Source organism: Nocardia sp. NPDC056564 (genome assembly GCF_042793755.1).
Taxonomy (GTDB): domain Bacteria; phylum Actinomycetota; class Actinomycetes; order Mycobacteriales; family Mycobacteriaceae; genus Nocardia.
Genome location: NZ_JBHTUR010000002.1, coordinates 93,033 through 110,293, shown reverse-complemented (window position 1 = coordinate 110,293; position 17,261 = coordinate 93,033). Strand labels below are relative to the sequence as shown.

Annotated in this window: 17 protein-coding genes; 12 read left to right on the top strand and 5 right to left on the bottom strand. The window is 67.6% G+C overall.

All coding sequences use genetic code 11. From position 1 onward, the window contains the following. Window positions 1-36 precede the first annotated feature (36 nt). The 10 genes from ACFQ9K_RS04560 to ACFQ9K_RS04515 all read left to right on the top strand — a co-directional run bounded on the left by ACFQ9K_RS04560 (window position 37) and on the right by ACFQ9K_RS04515 (window position 10,154). A complete protein-coding gene (locus tag ACFQ9K_RS04560) occupies window positions 37-771 on the top strand; it encodes a class I SAM-dependent DNA methyltransferase (protein WP_378725135.1) in 735 nt (244 codons plus the stop codon). A gap of 83 nt (window positions 772-854) precedes the next feature. Beyond that, window positions 855-1,589 carry an IclR family transcriptional regulator gene (locus ACFQ9K_RS04555; protein WP_378725133.1) on the top strand — a complete coding sequence of 245 codons (735 nt, stop codon included), beginning with the start codon at window positions 855-857 and terminating at the stop codon, window positions 1,587-1,589. 310 nt (window positions 1,590-1,899) lie between these two features. Beyond that, complete coding sequence (locus ACFQ9K_RS04550; RefSeq protein ID WP_378725132.1) at window positions 1,900-2,982, top strand: ABC transporter substrate-binding protein; 1,083 nt, start codon at window positions 1,900-1,902, stop codon at window positions 2,980-2,982. After that, complete coding sequence (locus ACFQ9K_RS04545) at window positions 2,979-3,824, top strand: ABC transporter ATP-binding protein (protein ID WP_378725130.1); 846 nt, start codon at window positions 2,979-2,981, stop codon at window positions 3,822-3,824. The genes ACFQ9K_RS04550 and ACFQ9K_RS04545 overlap by 4 nt, the downstream gene beginning before the upstream one ends. Next, window positions 3,817-4,725 (top strand): ABC transporter permease, encoded by a 909-nt coding sequence (locus ACFQ9K_RS04540; RefSeq protein WP_378725128.1) that lies wholly within the window; start codon window positions 3,817-3,819, stop codon window positions 4,723-4,725. The genes ACFQ9K_RS04545 and ACFQ9K_RS04540 overlap by 8 nt, the downstream gene beginning before the upstream one ends. A 30-nt stretch (window positions 4,726-4,755) precedes the next feature. Continuing rightward, window positions 4,756-6,096, top strand: a complete 1,341-nt coding sequence (locus ACFQ9K_RS04535; RefSeq protein ID WP_378725126.1) for an LLM class flavin-dependent oxidoreductase — start codon at window positions 4,756-4,758, stop codon at window positions 6,094-6,096. Further along, window positions 6,093-7,673, top strand: coding sequence for an FAD-dependent oxidoreductase (locus ACFQ9K_RS04530; protein WP_378725124.1), 1,581 nt, complete (start codon window positions 6,093-6,095; stop codon window positions 7,671-7,673). Before ACFQ9K_RS04535 ends, ACFQ9K_RS04530 begins: the two co-directional genes overlap by 4 nt. Continuing rightward, window positions 7,670-7,996, top strand: coding sequence for a 4Fe-4S binding protein (locus ACFQ9K_RS04525; protein ID WP_378725122.1), 327 nt, complete (start codon window positions 7,670-7,672; stop codon window positions 7,994-7,996). The genes ACFQ9K_RS04530 and ACFQ9K_RS04525 overlap by 4 nt, the downstream gene beginning before the upstream one ends. A 111-nt stretch (window positions 7,997-8,107) precedes the next feature. Further along, window positions 8,108-9,040, top strand: coding sequence for a TauD/TfdA dioxygenase family protein (locus ACFQ9K_RS04520; protein WP_378725120.1), 933 nt, complete (start codon window positions 8,108-8,110; stop codon window positions 9,038-9,040). 121 nt (window positions 9,041-9,161) lie between these two features. Next, entirely contained in the window at window positions 9,162-10,154 is a 993-nt protein-coding gene (locus ACFQ9K_RS04515) for an LLM class F420-dependent oxidoreductase (protein ID WP_378723595.1), read from the top strand. Between the two features lie 104 nt (window positions 10,155-10,258). On the opposite strand, the gene nrdE is transcribed toward ACFQ9K_RS04515, so the two are convergent. The 4 genes from nrdE to ACFQ9K_RS04495 all read right to left on the bottom strand — a co-directional run bounded on the left by nrdE (window position 10,259) and on the right by ACFQ9K_RS04495 (window position 14,120). After that, a complete protein-coding gene (gene nrdE, locus ACFQ9K_RS04510; protein WP_378723594.1) occupies window positions 10,259-12,364 on the bottom strand; it encodes a class 1b ribonucleoside-diphosphate reductase subunit alpha in 2,106 nt (701 codons plus the stop codon). 38 nt (window positions 12,365-12,402) lie between these two features. Beyond that, window positions 12,403-12,864 carry a class Ib ribonucleoside-diphosphate reductase assembly flavoprotein NrdI gene (gene nrdI, locus ACFQ9K_RS04505; protein ID WP_150407925.1) on the bottom strand — a complete coding sequence of 154 codons (462 nt, stop codon included), beginning with the start codon at window positions 12,862-12,864 and terminating at the stop codon, window positions 12,403-12,405. A gap of 39 nt (window positions 12,865-12,903) precedes the next feature. Beyond that, complete coding sequence (gene nrdH / locus ACFQ9K_RS04500; RefSeq protein WP_378723591.1) at window positions 12,904-13,137, bottom strand: glutaredoxin-like protein NrdH; 234 nt, start codon at window positions 13,135-13,137, stop codon at window positions 12,904-12,906. A gap of 413 nt (window positions 13,138-13,550) precedes the next feature. Continuing rightward, window positions 13,551-14,120 carry an NAD(P)H-dependent oxidoreductase gene (locus tag ACFQ9K_RS04495; RefSeq protein ID WP_378723588.1) on the bottom strand — a complete coding sequence of 190 codons (570 nt, stop codon included), beginning with the start codon at window positions 14,118-14,120 and terminating at the stop codon, window positions 13,551-13,553. Window positions 14,121-14,245: 125 nt separating this feature from the next. Here ACFQ9K_RS04495 and ACFQ9K_RS04490 point away from each other — a divergent pair, with 125 nt between their 5' ends. Together ACFQ9K_RS04490 and nadE are read left to right on the top strand one after the other, a co-directional pair. After that, window positions 14,246-14,869: a TetR/AcrR family transcriptional regulator gene (locus ACFQ9K_RS04490; RefSeq protein WP_378723603.1), complete on the top strand. Its 624-nt coding sequence runs from the start codon at window positions 14,246-14,248 to the stop codon at window positions 14,867-14,869. A 22-nt stretch (window positions 14,870-14,891) separates the two neighbouring features. Further along, on the top strand, window positions 14,892-15,719 hold the full coding sequence (gene nadE / locus ACFQ9K_RS04485; RefSeq protein WP_378723585.1) for an ammonia-dependent NAD(+) synthetase: 828 nt from the start codon (window positions 14,892-14,894) through the stop codon (window positions 15,717-15,719). On the opposite strand, the gene ACFQ9K_RS04480 is transcribed toward nadE, so the two are convergent. Continuing rightward, on the bottom strand, window positions 15,716-17,197 hold the full coding sequence (locus tag ACFQ9K_RS04480; RefSeq protein WP_378723583.1) for a M28 family metallopeptidase: 1,482 nt from the start codon (window positions 17,195-17,197) through the stop codon (window positions 15,716-15,718). The genes nadE and ACFQ9K_RS04480 overlap by 4 nt on opposite strands. Window positions 17,198-17,261: the final 64 nt, after the last annotated feature.

Genomic DNA, 17,261 nt, shown 5'->3' with positions numbered 1-17,261 from the left:
GTGCGCCGTGCGGGTTCCGCGCGATACGTTCCGGCAATGGACGACCACTTCGGTGAACGGGTAGCGGCCACGTACGACGAGTCCTACGCGGCATTGTTCGAGCCGGACGTCGTCGGACCGATGGTCGACCTGCTCGCGGAACTGGCGGCCGGCGGCCGCGCCGTGGAATTCGGCATCGGCACTGGGCGCGTCGCGCTGCCGCTGGCCCGCCGCGGGGTCCCCGTGCACGGCATCGATCTGTCGCGGGCGATGCTCGCCCGGCTGCGGGCCAAGCCGGATGCCGCCGCGATCGGCACGACCGTCGGCGACTTCGCCACGACCCGCGTCGACGGCACGTTCTCCGTCGCCTACCTGGTCTTCAACACCATCATGAATCTGACCACCCAGGCCGCGCAGGTCGCCTGTTTCGCCAATGCCGCAGCGCATCTCGAGCCGGGCGGCTGCTTCGTCGTCGAGGTCGGCGTGCCCGACCTGCGCCGCCTGCCGCCCGGCCAGACCATGGTGCCGTTCCAGGACGGCCCGACCCGCTGGGCCTTCGACCGCTACGACGTCGCCACCCAGCAGCTGAGCTCGAACTACCTCGACGTGTCCGACGGCCGCGGCGAATATCGCTCGATCCCCTTCCGCTACGTCTGGCCCGCCGAACTGGACCTCATGGCCCAACTGGCCGGCCTGCACCCCCGCGCCCGCTGGACCGACTGGACCCGCACCCCCTTCACCAACGAAAGCCGCCACCACGTCTCGATCTGGTCCAAGCCGGGGCGGGGTTAGGCGCAGGGGGCGTCGAAGGGTTGTTCGGGGTGGTGGGGGGAGGGAAGGTGGGGTGGTTGGAGTGGGATTGCCAGGAGGACGGTATGGCTACTGCCGATCAGCCGCGTTCGGGGTCGCAGGCCGTGGAGCGGGCGGTGCATTTGCTGAACTGCTTCGAGGGGGACGATCCGGAGCTGTCCATCAGTGAGCTGGCGCATCTGGCGGGGGTGCCGGTGAGTACGGCGCACCGGCTGGCGCAGGCGCTGGTGCGCGGGCGATTGCTGGAGCAGGATCCGGCCACCGACCGGTACCGGGTCGGGCAGGGCCTGGCGACATTGGCGCGGCCCGCGTTGACCAGGCTCGGCATCGACTCGGCCGCACCGCACATGTACGCGCTGGCGGCGGGGATCCGGATCACGACCAGCCTCAGCGTCGCGGACGAACGCGACGCGGTGACCGTATTGCGGGCGCGGCCGCCGGTGCGGTTCTGCAACCATCAGCTGCCGCGGTTGCGGCAGCCGCTCGGGTCGAGCGCGTCGGGCCGGGCGCTGCTCGCCCACCTGCCCGCCGCGCCCTATCTGGCCACCGACCTGGATCAGGTGCGGCGCAAGGGTTTCGCGGTCGAGGAGTTCGAGGGCGCGGACGATCCGATCCGGTCGGTCGCGGTGCCGGTGTTCGGCGCGGACAAGCAGGTGTGGGGCGCGCTGAGCGTGCAGGCGCGGTCGGCGCGGCTGAACGAGGAGCTGGTGCGGGAGATCCTGCCCGCGATGCGCCAGATCGCCGTGCGGATCGGCGGCGTCGTGCACAACAGCTCCGGCCAGGCGATATACCCGGCGTAATTAAACTCACCGCGGTTTTCACAATGTGGAATGCCCGTTGTCTGCGGTGGCGCCGGGCAACACCATAGAAGACCACGGGCATCGAATCCGGCGCCCGGCACAGTTCACGGAAGTCTCGAAGAGTTGATACCTACCGCGCTGATCCGCCGCCGCGCGATCGACCTGATGCGGGTGCCGCACGGGATCTGTCGCCACTGACGCCGTTCCCGGCAATCACCCACTCCGGCATTCATTTTGCCGCGATATCTCTCTTCTGTTGTCGCCGTGCCGATTTCGCCGTGCACGCGCTTGTATTCGAAGGACTTCCACCATGCCCACCTCCGCTCACCCACGGCGCGCACTGCGCGCGGCCGCCGCGGCCCTCACCCTGCTCACCAGCGTCTCCGTGCTCGCAGGCTGCGGCAAATCCGAGCCGGGCAGCACCGCCGACGGCAAGACCGTGCTCCGCTATCAGGGCGCCACCGGTCAGGTCTCCGCCTATGAATTGGCCGAGGATCTCGGCTATTTCAGCAAAATCTCGCTGCGCTGGGAAGGCGATACCACCAGCGGCCCGGCCAATATCCAAGCGGCGGCGACGAATCAGGTGGAATTCGGTAGCGCGTTCAACGGCGCGGTGGTGAAACTGATCGCGGGCGGGGCGAAGGTCACCGCGGTGCTCAGTTCCTATGGCTCCGACGAACAGTCGTTCACCGGCTACTTCGTCCGCGACGATTCCGGCATCAATTCCGCCCGCGATCTCATCGGCAAAAAGGTCGGCGTCAATACCCTCGGCGCGCACCACGAGTTCATCACCAGGGAATGGCTGCACCAGCAGGGCCTGTCCGACAAGGAGATCAAGCAGGTGGAGCTGACCGTGGTGCCGCCCGCCAACACCGAGGACGCGCTGCGCAAGGGGCAGATCGAGGTCGGCACGCTGGGCAGCATCTTCCGCGAGACCGCGGTCGAGCGCGGCGGCATCCACCCGCTGTTCACCGACAAGGGCCTGTTCGGCACCTTCGACTACGGCACCTACGTCTTCCGCAACGACTTCATCGCCAAGAACCCGGACGCGGTCAAGGATTTCGTGCAGGGCACCGCTCGGGCTACCCGGTGGTTGCAGGTCACGCCGCGGGAAACGGTACAGGCGCGCTTCACCTCGATCATCGAAAAGCGCGGGCGCAACGAGAACACCGGCCTGATCAAGTACTGGAAGAGCTCCGGGCTCCCGGTGCCGGGCGCGGTGATCGATCCGAAGGAACTACAGATCTGGATCGACTGGCTGGTCCGCAACGGTGAACTGAAGGAGGGCCAGCTGAAGGCCGCCGACCTGTTCACCAACAAGGACAACCCGTACGCCAACGGCACATTCACCCCGCAGAGCGGCCCGACCGGCGAGGCGGTGGCCGCGAAATGACCGCCAAACTGTCGCTGACCGGGGTGGGCAAGCACTTCGCCATCCGCGGGTCGAACGAGAAATTCACTGCCATTCAAGACATTTCGCTGGATCTGCGGGACGGCGAGTTCCTCGTCCTGGTCGGCCCCAGCGGATCGGGCAAGTCGACGCTGCTCGATCTGCTCGGCGGCCTGAGCAAGCCGACCGCAGGTGAGATCCTGCTGGACGGAAAGCCGATCACCGGGCCGGGGCTCGACCGCGGCATCGTGTTCCAGCAGTACGCGCTGCTGCCGTGGCGCACCGCCCGCGGCAATATCGAATTCGGCTTGGAGGCCAAGGGATTACGCCGCAGGCAGCGGCGTGAGATCGCCGAGCACTACCTGGAGTTGGTGGGGCTGACCGGCTTCGGCGATCGCTACCCGCACGAGCTGTCCGGCGGGATGAAGCAGCGCGTCGCCATCGCCCGCAGCCTGGCCTTCGATCCGGAGGTGCTGCTGATGGACGAGCCGTTCGCGGCGCTGGACGCGCAGACCCGGGAGTCGTTGCAGGACGAGCTGTTACGCATCTGGCGGGCCACCGGAAAGACGGTCCTGTTCATCACCCACGGCATCGACGAGGCGGTGTATCTGGGGCAGCGGGTCGCGGTGCTGACCTCGCGGCCCGGCCGGATCAAGGCGGTGGTCGACGTCGAGATCGACCGGGAGGCGGGCGGCGACATCCGCTCGTCCGAGCGGTTCCGGGACTACCGGCACGAGATCTGGACGCTGCTGCAGAGCGAGGTCCAGCGCGCGGCGTCGCTGGAGCGAGAGTCGCTGTCGGACAACCCGACCGAAGCACATGTCGAGAGGCTGACCCATGTCTAGTGCAGTGGACTTCACCGAGCGGACCATCGCGGTGCGCGCGGCCGCACCCGAGCGGCCCGCCGCCGACCGACCGGCCGCCGATCGCCCCGCCGCGGGGCGGTCGTTCGCGGCGGGATCACGGGCGGTGCGCGTGCTCGGCCGCCTCGCCTGGCGGGTGTTCAAACCGACGATCGTGATCGGATTGTTCCTGCTGCTGTGGCAGCTCGCTCCCGCCCTCGGCCTGGTGGACGAGGTGTTCCTGCCGCCGTTCTCGGTGGTCGCGCAGGCCTTCGCCGACCTGCTGGTGAGCGGCGAACTGTGGACCCACATCTCGGCCAGCCTGAGCCGCTCGCTGGCCGGCTACGCGATCGCGCTGGCCGTTGCCATCCCGCTCGGCATCTCGATCGCCTGGTACAAGCCGGTGGCGGACTTCCTCAACCCGATCCTGGAGCTGTTCCGCAACACCGCGGCGCTGGCCCTGCTGCCGGTCTTCATCCTGATTCTCGGCATCGGCGAGACCTCGAAGGTAGCCCTGGTGGTGTACGCGAGCGCCTTCCCGATCCTGCTGAACACCATCACCGGCGTGCGCACCGTCGACCCGCTGCTGATCAAATCCGCTGTGTCACTGGGCTTCTCGCCGGTGCGATTGTTTCAGAAGGTGATCCTGCCCGCCGCGTTGCCGTCCATCTTCACCGGCCTGCGGATGGCCGCGGCGAGCTCGATCCTGGTGCTGCTCGCGGCCGAGATGTTCGGCGCCCGAGCGGGACTCGGCTACCTGATCACCGCGGCGCAGCAGAACTTCCAGATCCCGAACATGTACGCGGGGATTATCGCCATCTCGCTGCTCGGTCTGGCCTTCAACGGACTGCTCGTCACCCTGGAACGCCGGTTCTCCCGCTGGCGGACCGAACCGAACGCCTGACCGTCCACTCGTATAACCCAAGGAAGAACCATGTCTGGTAAACAATTCCACCTCAATGCCTTCCTGATGGGCGTCGGGCACCACGAGGCCGCGTGGCGGCATCCGCGCACCGAGGCGCACCGGGTGCTCGACGTCCGGCACTTCCAGGAGCTGGGGCAGATCGCCGAGCGCGGCAAGCTGGATTCGGTGTTCTTCGCCGACGGCCTGGCCGTCGGTCCGCGGATCAAGCGCAACACCCTCGCGGTGTTCGAGCCGATCACGCTGCTGGCCGCGATCGCCGCCGCCACCACGCACGTCGGGCTGATCGCGACCGCGTCCACCACCTATCACGAGCCGTTCAACCTGGCCCGCAAGTTCGCCTCGCTCGACCACATCAGCGGTGGCCGCGCGGGCTGGAACATCGTCACCTCGGCGGGCGAGGACGAGGCGTTCAACTTCGGTTACGACGGCGTGCCCGAGCACGCGCGGCGCTACGAGCGGGCGCAGGAGTTCGTCGACGTGGTCGACCAGCTGTGGGACAGCTGGGAGGAAGCGGCGATCCTGCTCGACACCGAGGCGGGCGTCTTCGCCGACCCGGACCGGGTGCACACCGTCGACTTCGACGGGCCGCGCTTCCGGGTCCGCGGGCCGCTGAACTCGCCGCGCACCCCGCAGGGCAGGCCGCTGCTGGTGCAGGCCGGATCCTCGGAGAGCGGAAAGGAATTCGCCGCGCGGCACGCCGAGGCGGTGTTCACCGCGCAGCGCACGCTGGCCGAGGGGCAGGCGTTCTATCGCGATCTGAAGTCGCGGCTGGCGAAGTACGGTCGCTCGGCCGACGAGCTCAAGGTGCTGCCCGGGCTGGTGCCGTTCATCGCCGACACGACCGAGCAGGCGCAGGCGCTCGAGCAGGAGTTCACCGATCTGATCTCGCCGGACTACGCGCTGCGTCAGCTGTCCACCATGCTCGGCGTCGACCTCACCGAACACGCCCTGGACGCGCCGCTGCCGCCGTTGCCGTCGGAGAACGAGATAGAGACGCACAAGAGCCGCTTCACCTTGGTCAAGGAGCTGGCGGCGAACGAGAACCTGACCGTCCGGCAGCTGATCGGCAAGCTGGGCGGCGGACGCGGGCACCGGACGTTCGCGGGCACGCCGACCCAGATCGCCGACGAGTTGCAGAGCTGGTTCGACAACGGCGCCGCCGACGGGTTCAACATCATGCCGCCGTATCTGCCGGGCGGGCTGACCGACTTCGTCGATCGCGTGGTGCCGATCCTGCAGGAGCGCGGGCTGTTTCGCACCGACTACGCGGCGGACACGTTGCGTGGGCACTACGGGCTCGGGCCGGTGCCGAGCCGGCACACCCGGGAACGGACCGAGGCGAGCGCATGACCGTGGACGTCCTCGTGCTCGGTGGCGGCCCGGCCGGTACCTGGGCGGCGTTGAAGGCCGCCGCGGCCGGCGCCTCGGTCGCATTGGCCGACAAGGGGTTCTGCGGGAGCAGCGGCGCCACGGCCGCGGCCGGAACCGGGATCTGGTACGTCCGGCCGGAGCCGGAGCTGCGCGAGCAGGCAATGGCGAGCCGGGAGGCGCTCGGCGGATATCTCGCCGATCGCCGCTGGATGGCCAGGGTGCTCGACGAGACCTATGCCAGGGTCAACGAACTCGCCGAGGTCGGGCGTTATCCGTTCCCGACCGATCGCGCGGGCCGCTCGCTGCGGACCGGCGTGCAGGGGCCGGAATACATGCGCCGCCAGCGACTTCGGGTGCAGCGGGCCGGGGTGTCCATCCTCGATCACGCACCGGCGATCGAATTGCTCACCGACGCGCAGGGTTCGGTCGCGGGCGCGCGCCTGCAACGGCTGGCCACGGGCGAACTCGTCGACATCGGTGCGCGCGCCGTCGTGCTCGCCACCGGTGGGTGCGCGTTTCTCTCGAAGACGCTGGGCTGCAACGTAAATACCGGCGACGGCGCCCTGATGGCGGTGGAAGCGGGCGCGGAGCTGTCCGGCATGGAGTTCTCCAACGCCTACGCCATCGCACCCGAGTTCACCTCGGTGACGAAGACCGCCTACTACTCCTTCGCCACCTTCTATCTGGGCAATGGCGCGGTGCTGCCGGGTGCGTCGAGTAAGAGCCGCTCCCCCATCGCCAGGGCGCTGCTGACCGAGCCGGTGTATTGCACGCTGGATCGGGCCGACGCGGAACAACGCCGGGCGATGCGCCTCGGCCAGCCGAACTTCTTCCTCACCTTCGACCGGCTCGGCATCGACCCGTTCACCGATCGGTTCCCGATCACGCTGCTGCTGGAAGGCACGGTGCGCGGGACCGGCGGGGTTCGCGTCGCCGGCGACGACTGCTCGACCAGCGTGCCCGGCCTGTACGTCGCGGGCGATGTCGCGACTCGGGAGCTGATCTGCGGTGGCTTCACCGGCGGCGGCAGTCACAACGCCGCGTGGGCGATGTCGTCGGGCAGCTGGGCGGGCGCCGGCGCGGCCGAATATGCCCGGCGGCAAGGCGATTCGGTCGATGATCGGCAGCGGTTCGGCGCGGGCGGAGTCGGTATCCGGCCCACCGGAAGGCCGGACGCCGCGCTGCTGCCGGCGGATATCGTCGCGGTGGTCCAGCGGGAGGTGTTGCCGTACGACAAGAACTATCTCCGGCACGGCGACCGGTTGCGGCCCGCGCTGGCGACGCTGGACGAGATGTGGCGGCAGGCCAGGACGAGTCTGACTCTCGCACAGTCGGATCCGGCCAAGGTGCGCTCGGCGGCGGCCATGACCGCGCACGCGCGGTGGATGTATACGGCGGCGCTCGCCCGGACCGAGTCGCGCGGCATGGCGCGTCGTCAGGAGTTCCCCGAGGCCGATCCGGCGCAGCATCATCGGCTGATCACCGGCGGACTCGACGAGGTGTGGACCGCGCCGGAACCGGCGTTCCTCGATCGGACCAGGCTGGTGCCGGCATGATCGAACTGGTCTCGGCCGACCGCTGCATCGCGTGCGACAAGTGCATCGAGGTCTGCCCCACCCATGTCTTCGATCGCGGCGCGGCCGGAATCCCGGTGCTCACCCGGCAATCCGACTGCCAGACCTGCTTCATGTGCGAGGCGTACTGCCCCGCCGACGCGCTGTTCGTCGCCGCCCGCACGGAGCCGCTCGCGCCGGACGACGTGCAACGCGACGAGGCCTACCTGATCGAGCACGACCTGTTGGGCAGCTACCGCAGATCGCTCGGCTGGGGCGGCGGCCCGTTGGGCGCGCGTTACGCGGTCGGACCCGAATTGCCATGACGCCGTTGACGAAACGACGGGTGGTCGACTTCATGCGCACGTGCCGCAGCGCGTGTCGCCGCGACGATCGAACCCGCCTACCCCACATCACTTTTCCCTAGCGAGGTCCCCATGACCACGGTGCACGAACCATCCACGATCACCCTCCGGGTCACCCCGGTCGCCGGCTACATCGGCGCCGATATCTCCGGTGTCGATCTGCGCGAAACGCTGACCGGCGAGCAGGTCGAGCAGATCACCGCCGCGCTGCACAGGTACAAGGTGCTGTTCTTCCGCGACCAGCACATCGGGCACGCCGAGCAGATCGCCTTCTCCCGGCGCTTCGGCGCGGTCACCCCGTCCCATCCGTACGACACCGACGCGCCGACCGAGTTCCCGGAGATCCTCGCCGTGGACAGCAGGCTGTACGAGAAGCGTTTCGGCGTAAAGAAATTCAGCTACACGAACTTCTGGCACACCGATGTCTCGCCGCTGATCAACCCGCCCGCCGCCTCGATCCTGCGCGCCGAGATCGCGCCGGAGCAGGGCGGTGACACCGGCTGGACGAACCTGGTCGCCGCGTACGAGAACCTGCCGGAGTCGTTGCAGCGGTTCGTCGAGGGGCTGCGCGCCGAGCACCGGTTCGGCGGGCGCAGGCCGGTCTGGCACGAGGACAGCGACTACGCCAAGAAGGTGGCCGCCGCGCCGCTGGTCACCGAGCATCCCGTGGTCCGGGTGCACCCGGTGACCGGCGAGCGGGCGCTGTTCGTCAACCCCGGCTTCACCACCAGGATCATCGGGTTGCGCCCCAACCAGAGCGACGCCCTGCTGAAACTGCTGTTCGACGAGGTGGCCAACCCCGCCTACACCGTCCGCTTCCGCTGGGCGAAGGGCAGCATCGCGTTCTGGGACAACCGGGTGACGGCGCATCTGGCGCCGAGCGACCTCGATCATCTCGACGTCACCCGGGTGCTGTACCGCACCACGCTGGAGGGGGACATCCCGGTCGGGGTGGACGGCGCGCCGTCCACCTCCATCGCCGGCGCGCACTTCACCGGCAACTGAGAGTAGACAGGTAGGTGCCCGGCCGGGCGGCGCTCGGCCGGGCACTGCGCTGCGCCACGCCTCGATCAGCCCATCACGGGATGATTGACTAGGTTTGGGGCAAACAACGAAGGAGAGATCTGTGCGCTTCGGCATCTTCATTCCGCAGGGCTGGCGGCTCGACCTGGTCGGCATCGACCCGGCGGACCAGTGGCGGGTGATGCGGGATCTCGCGCAACGCGCGGATGCCAACGACACCTGGGAATCCCTGTGGGTGTACGACCACTTCCACACCGTGCCGGTGCCGACCGAGGAGGCGACGCACGAGGCGTGGACCCTGATGTCCGCGTTCGCGGCGTCCACCTCGCGAATCCGGCTCGGGCAGATGTGCACCGCGATGAGCTACCGCAATCCGGCGTATCTGGCGAAGGTCGCGGCCACCGTCGACCTGATCTCCGGCGGCCGGGTCGAGATGGGCATCGGCGGCGGCTGGTACGAACATGAATGGCGCGCCTACGGTTACGGCTTCCCTGGCGCGGGTGAGCGGCTCGCGCGCCTCGACGAGGGCGTGCAGATCTTCCGGCAGGCCTGGACCGAGGGCAAGGCCACGTTGGACGGCAAGCACTATCAGGTCGACGGGGCGATCGTGCGGCCACTTCCGTTGCAGGAGGGCGGGATTCCGCTGTGGGTCGCCGGCGGCGGCGAGAAGAAGACGCTGAAGATCGCGGCGAAGTACGCCCAGTACACCAACTTCAGCGGTGCGCCGGACGAGTTCGCGGCCAAGTCCGAGATCCTGCGCGCGCACTGCGCCGACGTGTGCACCGATTTCGACGCCATCGTGCGCTCCGCGAACTTCAACGCGGTCGTCGCGTCCACCGAAGCCGAGGTGCAGGAACGTCTTTCCGAGATCCAGGCGAAGCTGGCCGCGGTCATCGGCGAGAACGAGGCGAAGACCTACGTCGACAACATGTTCCGCCCGTCGCTGGCCGTCGGCACCCCGGAGCAGATCATCGAACGGCTCACCCCCGTCCGCGATCTCGGCCTCGGCTACGCCATCTTCAACTTCCCCGAATCCGCCTACGACACCTCGGGCATCGAACTCTTCGAGAAGGAAGTCGCGCCCGCCCTGGCCTGAAACGCCTGGCTGCCCTCGTCGGCGGCACCCAGTTCCTGAAACACGAAAACCTCAGTGCGGCAATGGCACTGAGGTTTTCGTGGGGAACGGCCGAGCGGCTGCTGCTAGAGCATGCAGGAGACGCAGCCTTCTACTTCGGTTCCTTCCAGGGCCATTTGGCGCAGGCGGATGTAGTAGAGGGTTTTGATGCCCTTGCGCCAGGCGTAGATCTGGGCGCGGTTGAGGTCGCGGGTGGAGGCGGTGTCCTTGAAGAACAGGGTCAGCGACAGGCCCTGGTCCACGTGCTGGGTGGCCGCCGCGTAGGTGTCGATGATCTTCTCGTAGCCGATTTCGTAGGCGTCGTCGTAGTACTCGAGGTTGTCGTTGTCCAGGTAGGGGGCCGGGTAGTAGACGCGACCGATCTTGCCTTCCTTGCGGATCTCGATCTTCGACGCCACCGGGTGGATGGAGCTGGTGGAGTGGTTGATGTAGGAGATCGAACCGGTCGGCGGGACGGCCTGCAGGTTCTGGTTGTAGATGCCGTGCTCCATGACCGAGGCCTTGAGCTCGCGCCAGTCGTCCTGGGTCGGAATCTTCACCTCGGCGTCGGCGAACAGCCGCGCCACCCGCTCGGTCTTCGGCTCCCACACCTGCTCGGTGTACTTGTCGAAGTACTCACCGCTGGCGTACTTGGATTCGGGGAAGCCGCCGAAGTAGCTGCCGCGCTCTTTGGCGATCAGGTTCGACGCCCGGATCGCGTGGTAGACCACGGTGTAGAAGTAGATGTTGGTGAAGTCGATGCCCTCTTCGGACCCGTAGTGCACCCGCTCGCGGGCCAGGTATCCGTGCAGGTTCATCTGGCCGAGGCCGATCGCGTGCGACTCGTTGTTGCCCTGCTCGATCGAGGGCACCGAGTAGATGTGCGTCTGATCGGAGACCGCGGTGAGCGCCCGGATGGCGGTCTCGATGGTCTGCGCGAAGTCGGGTGAGTCCATCGCCTTGGCGATGTTGAGCGAGCCGAGGTTGCACGAGATGTCCTTGCCCACCTTGGCGTAGGACAGGTCGTCGTTGAACACCGACGGCGTCGACACCTGCAGGATCTCCGAGCACAGGTTCGAGTGGGTGATCTTGCCCGCGATCGGGTTGGCCCGGTTCACCGTGTCCTCGAACATGATGTACGGGTAGCCGGATTCGAACTGCAGCTCGGCGATGGTCTGGAAGAACTCGCGCGCCTTGATCTTCGACTTGCGGATCCGCTTGTCGTCGACCATCTCGTAGTACTTCTCGGTGACGTCGATGTCGGCGAACGGCTTGCCGTAGATGCGTTCCACGTCGTACGGCGAGAACAGGTACATGTCCTCGTTCTTCTTCGCCAGCTCGAAGGTGATGTCCGGGATCACCACGCCGAGCGAGAGGGTCTTGATCCGGATCTTCTCGTCCGCGTTCTCCCGCTTGGTGTCGAGGAACCGGTAGATGTCCGGGTGGTGCGCGTGCAGGTACACCGCGCCAGCGCCCTGTCGCGCGCCGAGCTGGTTGGCGTAGGAGAACGAGTCCTCCAGCAGCTTCATGATCGGGATGACGCCCGAGCTCTGGTTCTCGATCTGCTTGATCGGCGCGCCGTGCTCGCGAATGTTGGTGAGCAGCAGCGCGACCCCGCCGCCGCGCTTGGACAGCTGCAGCGCGGAGTTGATGGAGCGCCCGATGGACTCCATGTTGTCCTCGATGCGCAGCAGGAAGCAGGACACCGGCTCGCCGCGCTGCTTCTTGCCCGAGTTGAGGAAGGTCGGGGTGGCGGGTTGGAAGCGGCCGTCGATGATCTCGTCGACCAGCTTGCCCGCGAGCACCTCGTCGCCGGCCGCGAGGGTGAGCGCGACCATGCAGACCCGGTCCTCGAACCGCTCCAGGTAGCGCTTGCCGTCGAAGGTCTTCAGCGTGTACGAGGTGTAGTACTTGAACGCGCCGAGGAAGGTGGGGAACCGGAACTTCTTGGCGTAGGCCTGCTGGAACAGCTGCTTGATGAACGGGCGGCTGTACTGGTCGAGCACCTCGGGCTCGTAGTACTTCTCGTCGACCAGGTAGTCCAGCTTCTCGTCCAGGTTGTGGAAGAAGACGGTGTTCTGGTTGACGTGCTGGAGGAAGTACTGATGCGCCGCCTCACGGTCCTTGTCGAACTGGATCTCGCCGTTCGGGCCGTACAGGTTCAGCATCGCGTTGAGGGCGTGGTAGTCCATGACCTCGCCGGGCTCCGCACCGCGGCCGGAGGCCTGCTCTAAGCGAGCCGTTTTTCCGGCCGGTGCTGTCGTTGTTGTTGCCAAAACAATCCCAATCCCTCTCGGACGCGCTCGACGTCCTCGGCGGTTCCCATGAGTTCGAAGCGATACAGGTACGGCACCCCGCACTTACGCGAGATCACGTCGCCCGCATAGCAGTAGGTATCGCCGAAGTTCGTGTTTCCCGCCGCGACCACCCCGCGCAGCAGGGCGCGGTTGTGCGGATCGTTGAGGAACTTGGCGACCTGCCGCGGCACGAAATCCTTGTCGGATCTGTTCCCACCCAGGACGTGCCGACCGCCCCCGTAGGTGGGGACGATCAGCACGAAGGGCTCGTCGACGCGCAGCGAATCGGCGGTGTGCAGTGGAATGCGAGTCGCCGGGAGACCCAGCTTCTCGACGAAGCGATGCGTGTTCTCCGAGGCGCTGGAGAAGTAGACGAGCGCGGCCGATTCGGACACGGTCACCTCTCCTCTCGGAGGAACGGAAAGCGGAAGCGGTCAGGCCGCCACGGTGGCGAGCGACTTGATCCGGTCCGGACGGAAGCCGGACCAGTGGTCCTCACCGGCCACCACGACCGGCGCCTGCAGGTAACCGAGCGCCATGACGTAGTCACGGGCCTCGTCGTTCTCGGAGATGTCGATCACCTCGTAGGCCACCCCGACCTTGTCGAGGGCCTTGTAGGTGGCATTGCACTGGACGCAAGCGGGCTTGGTGTACACGGTGACGGTCATTGGTATCCCTCTTCTCCTTGTGCCTGATCCACAGCCTGTGATCCGTATGCCGATCGTTCGAGCGACCTAGCGATGCACGTTCCGACCTTGCTGCGCAAACTCCTGGATCTGGACTCGAATCCCCTGCTCAGCCCCTTCGGGCTGGTTTTCGCAGAGCGGGGTGCCTTGCCGTCTTCCAGTACCGAAGACACTACACCTAGTGGCCGACAGATTCATCCAACACGACATGTTGCGAGTCACAAAGATGAAATTCGTACGCGGTAAGTACCTGGACGCTCGATTCGCAACCCGACACGACCGTGGTGCAGATCACAATTTCGTACCGTAGCTGATTTCCAGCAAACTCTCCGGTCAGACGAAGAGGGCCACCTCCACCGCGTGGAGATGACCCTCGAACAGACCGGAGCGGAAGCTTACACCGCCGCGAATTCACCCCGGGCGGCCTGGACCAACTCGTGCACGGTGGCCGCGAGCTCGGTCAGCGCCTCGGCGTCCTCCCGCGGGTGCGTCGCGCCGAACCGCTGGCCGATCGTGCCGAAGTGCAGGTGGGCCGATTCCACCACCCGCGCGCCGGCCACGCCGAGCGCCTTGACCGCGTCGCCGTGCGCCCACTGCGCGGCGTTCGGGCTGATCGACGCGCTGACCACCGCGGTCGGCCGGTCCTTGAGGGCACCGGTGCCGTACGGCCGGGACGCCCAGTCGATGGCGTTCTTCAACACGCCCGGCAGGGTGCCGTTGTATTCCGGCGTCACGACGAGCAGGCCGTCGGCGACGGCGACCGCGTCGCGCAGCGCCTGCGCCGCGGCGGGCACGGCACCCTCGACATCGAGGTCTTCGTTGTAGAAAGGAATGTCGGCGAGACCTTCGTAGAGGGTGATCTCGACACCCTCCGGCGCGGTCTGGACGGCGGTCTCGGCCAGCTGCCGGTTGATCGAGGCGGCGCGGAGGCTGCCGACGAGAGCGAGGATACGGGTCTTGCCCATGACAACTCCTGGTGTACTGAGTGTGTGGTGTCCGAACTTTCATCGATGACTAACCGGACCACGGTCCGATTACTTCCCGCGGAGATGGCGTGCCTGCTGTGAGCTACCCCACATCGGATCTCCCGCTGCCCGGGCAGCGCCCGCTGCTCGGCATCGGCGCGCCCCTGCCCGGCACGTCCGAACCCACCGAACGCGCCGACGCCGCGCGCAACCGGCAGTTGCTGCTGGACGCCGCGCAACAGCTGGTGCGCGAGCAGGGCGTGGACAGCCTCACCATGGACGCGCTGGCCAAGCGGGCCGGGGTCGGCAAGGGCACGGTCTTCCGCCGGTTCGGCAGCCGATCGGGATTGCTGATGGCGCTGCTCGATCACTCCGAGCGCAAGGCGCAGGAGGCGTTCATGTTCGGGCCGCCGCCGCTGGGGCCCGGCGCGACCCCGGTGGAACGGCTGGTCGCGTTCGGCCGGGCGCGGCTGCTCGACATCGATGTGGAGGGCGAGCTGTATCGCGCCGCGGAGGTCGGCGAGGCGGCCGATCGGTACTCGGGCGCGCCGTACATGTTGCTCAAGGCGCACGTGTCGATGCTGCTGCGGCAGGCAGGCGTGCCCGGCGATATTCCGTTGATCGCCGACAGTCTGCTCAGCACGCTGAGCGCCGCGCTGGTCATGCATCAGATGCGCGCGCAGGGCTATCGCCGCGAGCAGATCGGGGACAACTGGGAAGCGGTCGTTCGACGCGTTGTCACCCCGTGAATGGACAGTAAAGTGGGCTGCCATGCGGAACCTGCGCGAACAGATCATCACCGAGTTGGGCGTCCAACCGAGCATCGAGCCGAAGAACGAGGTACGGCGCCGGATCGATTTCCTCAAGGACTATCTGAACGCCACTCCCGCAAAGGGTTTCGTGCTCGGCATCAGCGGCGGCCAGGACAGCTCGCTGACCGGCCGATTGTGCCAGCTAGCCGTCGAGGAACTGCGCGCCGACGCGGTGGACGCGACGTTCGTCGCGGTGCGCCTGCCCTACGGCGTGCAATCGGATGAGGCGGACGCGCGGGCCGCGCTGCGCTTCATCCAGCCGGACCGGACGGTATCGGTGAACGTGCGCCCGAGCGCGAACGCGACGGCGGGCGAGGTGGCCTCCGCGCTGAAGATCGACAAGCTGCGCGACTTCGTCCGCGGCAATATCAAGGCACGGGAGCGGATGGTGATCCAGTACGCGCTCGCGGGTCAGGAGAACCTGCTCGTCGTCGGCACCGATCACGCGGCCGAGGCGGTCACCGGATTCTTCACCAAGTACGGCGACGGCGGCGTCGACCTCACCCCGCTGACCGGGCTCACCAAGCATCAGGGGGCGGCGCTGCTGCAAGAACTGGGTGCGCCGGAAAGCATCTGGTCGAAGGTGCCGACCGCCGACCTGGAGGACGACCGGCCCGCGCTGCCCGACGAGGAAGCGCTCGGACTGACCTACCGCGAAATCGACGACTACCTCGAGGGCAAGGAGGTTGCCCCCGAGGTAGCCGAACGTATCGAGTCGATCTACCTGAACACCCGGCACAAGCGGGCGGTTCCGGTGACGCCACTCGACACCTGGTGGCGCGACTAGCCTGCCGCGACGCCCGGCGGGTCGTCGGCCGCGGCGTAGGTCTGCATCGCGTTGGCGATCGCGCCGGTGTTGTCGGTCAGGGCCTTGTCACTGATGTTGGTGGTGGTGTCGCAGGACCGGTGGTAGCAGGGGTCGTAGGGGCGGCCGGCCTGGCCGCCGAACCACTGCGCCTCCTGGCTGGTCTTGATGCCCTCGGCACCGGTGAACAGGCCGCCGACCGCGATCCCGGCCCGCATGAACGCGCCGTAGTCCGAACGACCGTCGAGGGCCGCGCGGTTGTGCCGCAGGCCCTTCGAGTCGAAGTAGCGGTTGAAGTCCTGCTCGATCTGGGCGGAACCGGCCGGGCCCTGGCTGCCGTTGTAGATCTTGTAGGCGTAGTTCGGCGAGCCGATCATGTCGAAGTTGAGGTAGAGCTCGAGCTTGTCCCGGTTGGCCGCGGACAGGTTGGCCACGTAGTACTTGGAGCCGACCAGGCCGAGTTCCTCGGCGCCCCACCAGGCGAAGCGGACCTTGTTCTTCGGCGTGGTGGTGGCCATCTGCAACGCGACCTCGAGCAGACCGGCACTGCCGGAACCGTTGTCGTTGATGCCCGCCCCGGCGCGCACCGAGTCGAGGTGCGCCCCGGCCATGACGACCTTGTCCGGGTTGCCCTGCGAGGACTCCGCGATCACGTTGTGCGTGGTGGCGGGCAGGGCCTCGGTGTCGGTCTTGAGCCGCACGACCGTGCCCGGCTTGGCCAGATCCTTGCCCACGCCGAAGCTGGCGGCGACCACCGGCACGGTGATGCCGGTCTCGTCCAGCGCCTCGGCGAAGGCGTCGGTGCGGCCGGGCTGGCCCTCGTTGAAGATGATCACGCCGGAAGCGCCCGCGGCCTGGGCATTTCGGGCCTTGTCCGCGGACGTGCAGGTACCGCGTTGCAGCAGCGCGATATTGCCGCGGGTGAACGTGGCGAAGTCCGCGGCCTCGCAGCCCGAGGTCGAACCGTTCGCCTCGGCGCGCGGCGACAGGGTGAGGTCGACGCCCTGCACCGCCGCCTTCGCTTCGCCCGAACCGGAATAGGTCAGGGTGGCGAAGTCACCGAGCCTGCTGTGGTCCGGCGCGGTCGGCTGGTAGGTCGTCCGGGCGGACGAGACCTGCTCGAGCACCGCCGTCGACCGTTCCCGGAAGGACTGGAAAGTGAACGGCTGCAACGTCACCTGGTAACCCACGCGGCGTAGTTCGCCGGCCACGTAGTCGCGCGAGGCATCGTAGCCCGCCGTGCCCGCGGCCCTGGTGCGGCCGTTGGCGTTGGCGATCGACTGGAACTTCTCCAGGTGCTGCTTGACGGCGGGCGCCTTGATCGAGTCGGCCAGTGTGCCCGGCGGCGGACCGGGGTCGGCGTACGCGGACCCCGCGACGGCGAGGGAGAGCGCGAGGGGCAGCGCGGCGGCGGCGGCGATCGCGCGACCGGCGGCGGCACTGCGGATGATTCGGGGCATGGTCAGCTCCTCCAAAGGGACGGATGAATCCCGATGGCTCGGAGGTTAAAGCGGGGTGTCGCCG

Bases quoted from the DNA above. Each gene is read 5' to 3' on its own strand.
- nrdE (WP_378723594.1), bottom strand. From the start codon at position 12,364: ATGGACTACCACGCCCTCAACGCGATGCTGAACCTGTACGGCCCGAAC.
- ACFQ9K_RS04530 (WP_378725124.1), top strand. From the start codon at position 6,093: ATGACCGTGGACGTCCTCGTGCTCGGTGGCGGCCCGGCCGGTACCTGG.
- ACFQ9K_RS04520 (WP_378725120.1), top strand. From the start codon at position 8,108: ATGACCACGGTGCACGAACCATCCACGATCACCCTCCGGGTCACCCCG.
- ACFQ9K_RS04545 (WP_378725130.1), top strand. From the start codon at position 2,979: ATGACCGCCAAACTGTCGCTGACCGGGGTGGGCAAGCACTTCGCCATC.
- ACFQ9K_RS04550 (WP_378725132.1), top strand. From the start codon at position 1,900: ATGCCCACCTCCGCTCACCCACGGCGCGCACTGCGCGCGGCCGCCGCG.
- ACFQ9K_RS04525 (WP_378725122.1), top strand. From the start codon at position 7,670: ATGATCGAACTGGTCTCGGCCGACCGCTGCATCGCGTGCGACAAGTGC.
- nadE (WP_378723585.1), top strand. From the start codon at position 14,892: ATGCGGAACCTGCGCGAACAGATCATCACCGAGTTGGGCGTCCAACCG.
- ACFQ9K_RS04560 (WP_378725135.1), top strand. From the start codon at position 37: ATGGACGACCACTTCGGTGAACGGGTAGCGGCCACGTACGACGAGTCC.
- ACFQ9K_RS04540 (WP_378725128.1), top strand. From the start codon at position 3,817: ATGTCTAGTGCAGTGGACTTCACCGAGCGGACCATCGCGGTGCGCGCG.
- ACFQ9K_RS04480 (WP_378723583.1), bottom strand. From the start codon at position 17,197: ATGCCCCGAATCATCCGCAGTGCCGCCGCCGGTCGCGCGATCGCCGCC.
- ACFQ9K_RS04495 (WP_378723588.1), bottom strand. From the start codon at position 14,120: ATGGGCAAGACCCGTATCCTCGCTCTCGTCGGCAGCCTCCGCGCCGCC.
- nrdH (WP_378723591.1), bottom strand. From the start codon at position 13,137: ATGACCGTCACCGTGTACACCAAGCCCGCTTGCGTCCAGTGCAATGCC.
- ACFQ9K_RS04535 (WP_378725126.1), top strand. From the start codon at position 4,756: ATGTCTGGTAAACAATTCCACCTCAATGCCTTCCTGATGGGCGTCGGG.
- ACFQ9K_RS04555 (WP_378725133.1), top strand. From the start codon at position 855: ATGGCTACTGCCGATCAGCCGCGTTCGGGGTCGCAGGCCGTGGAGCGG.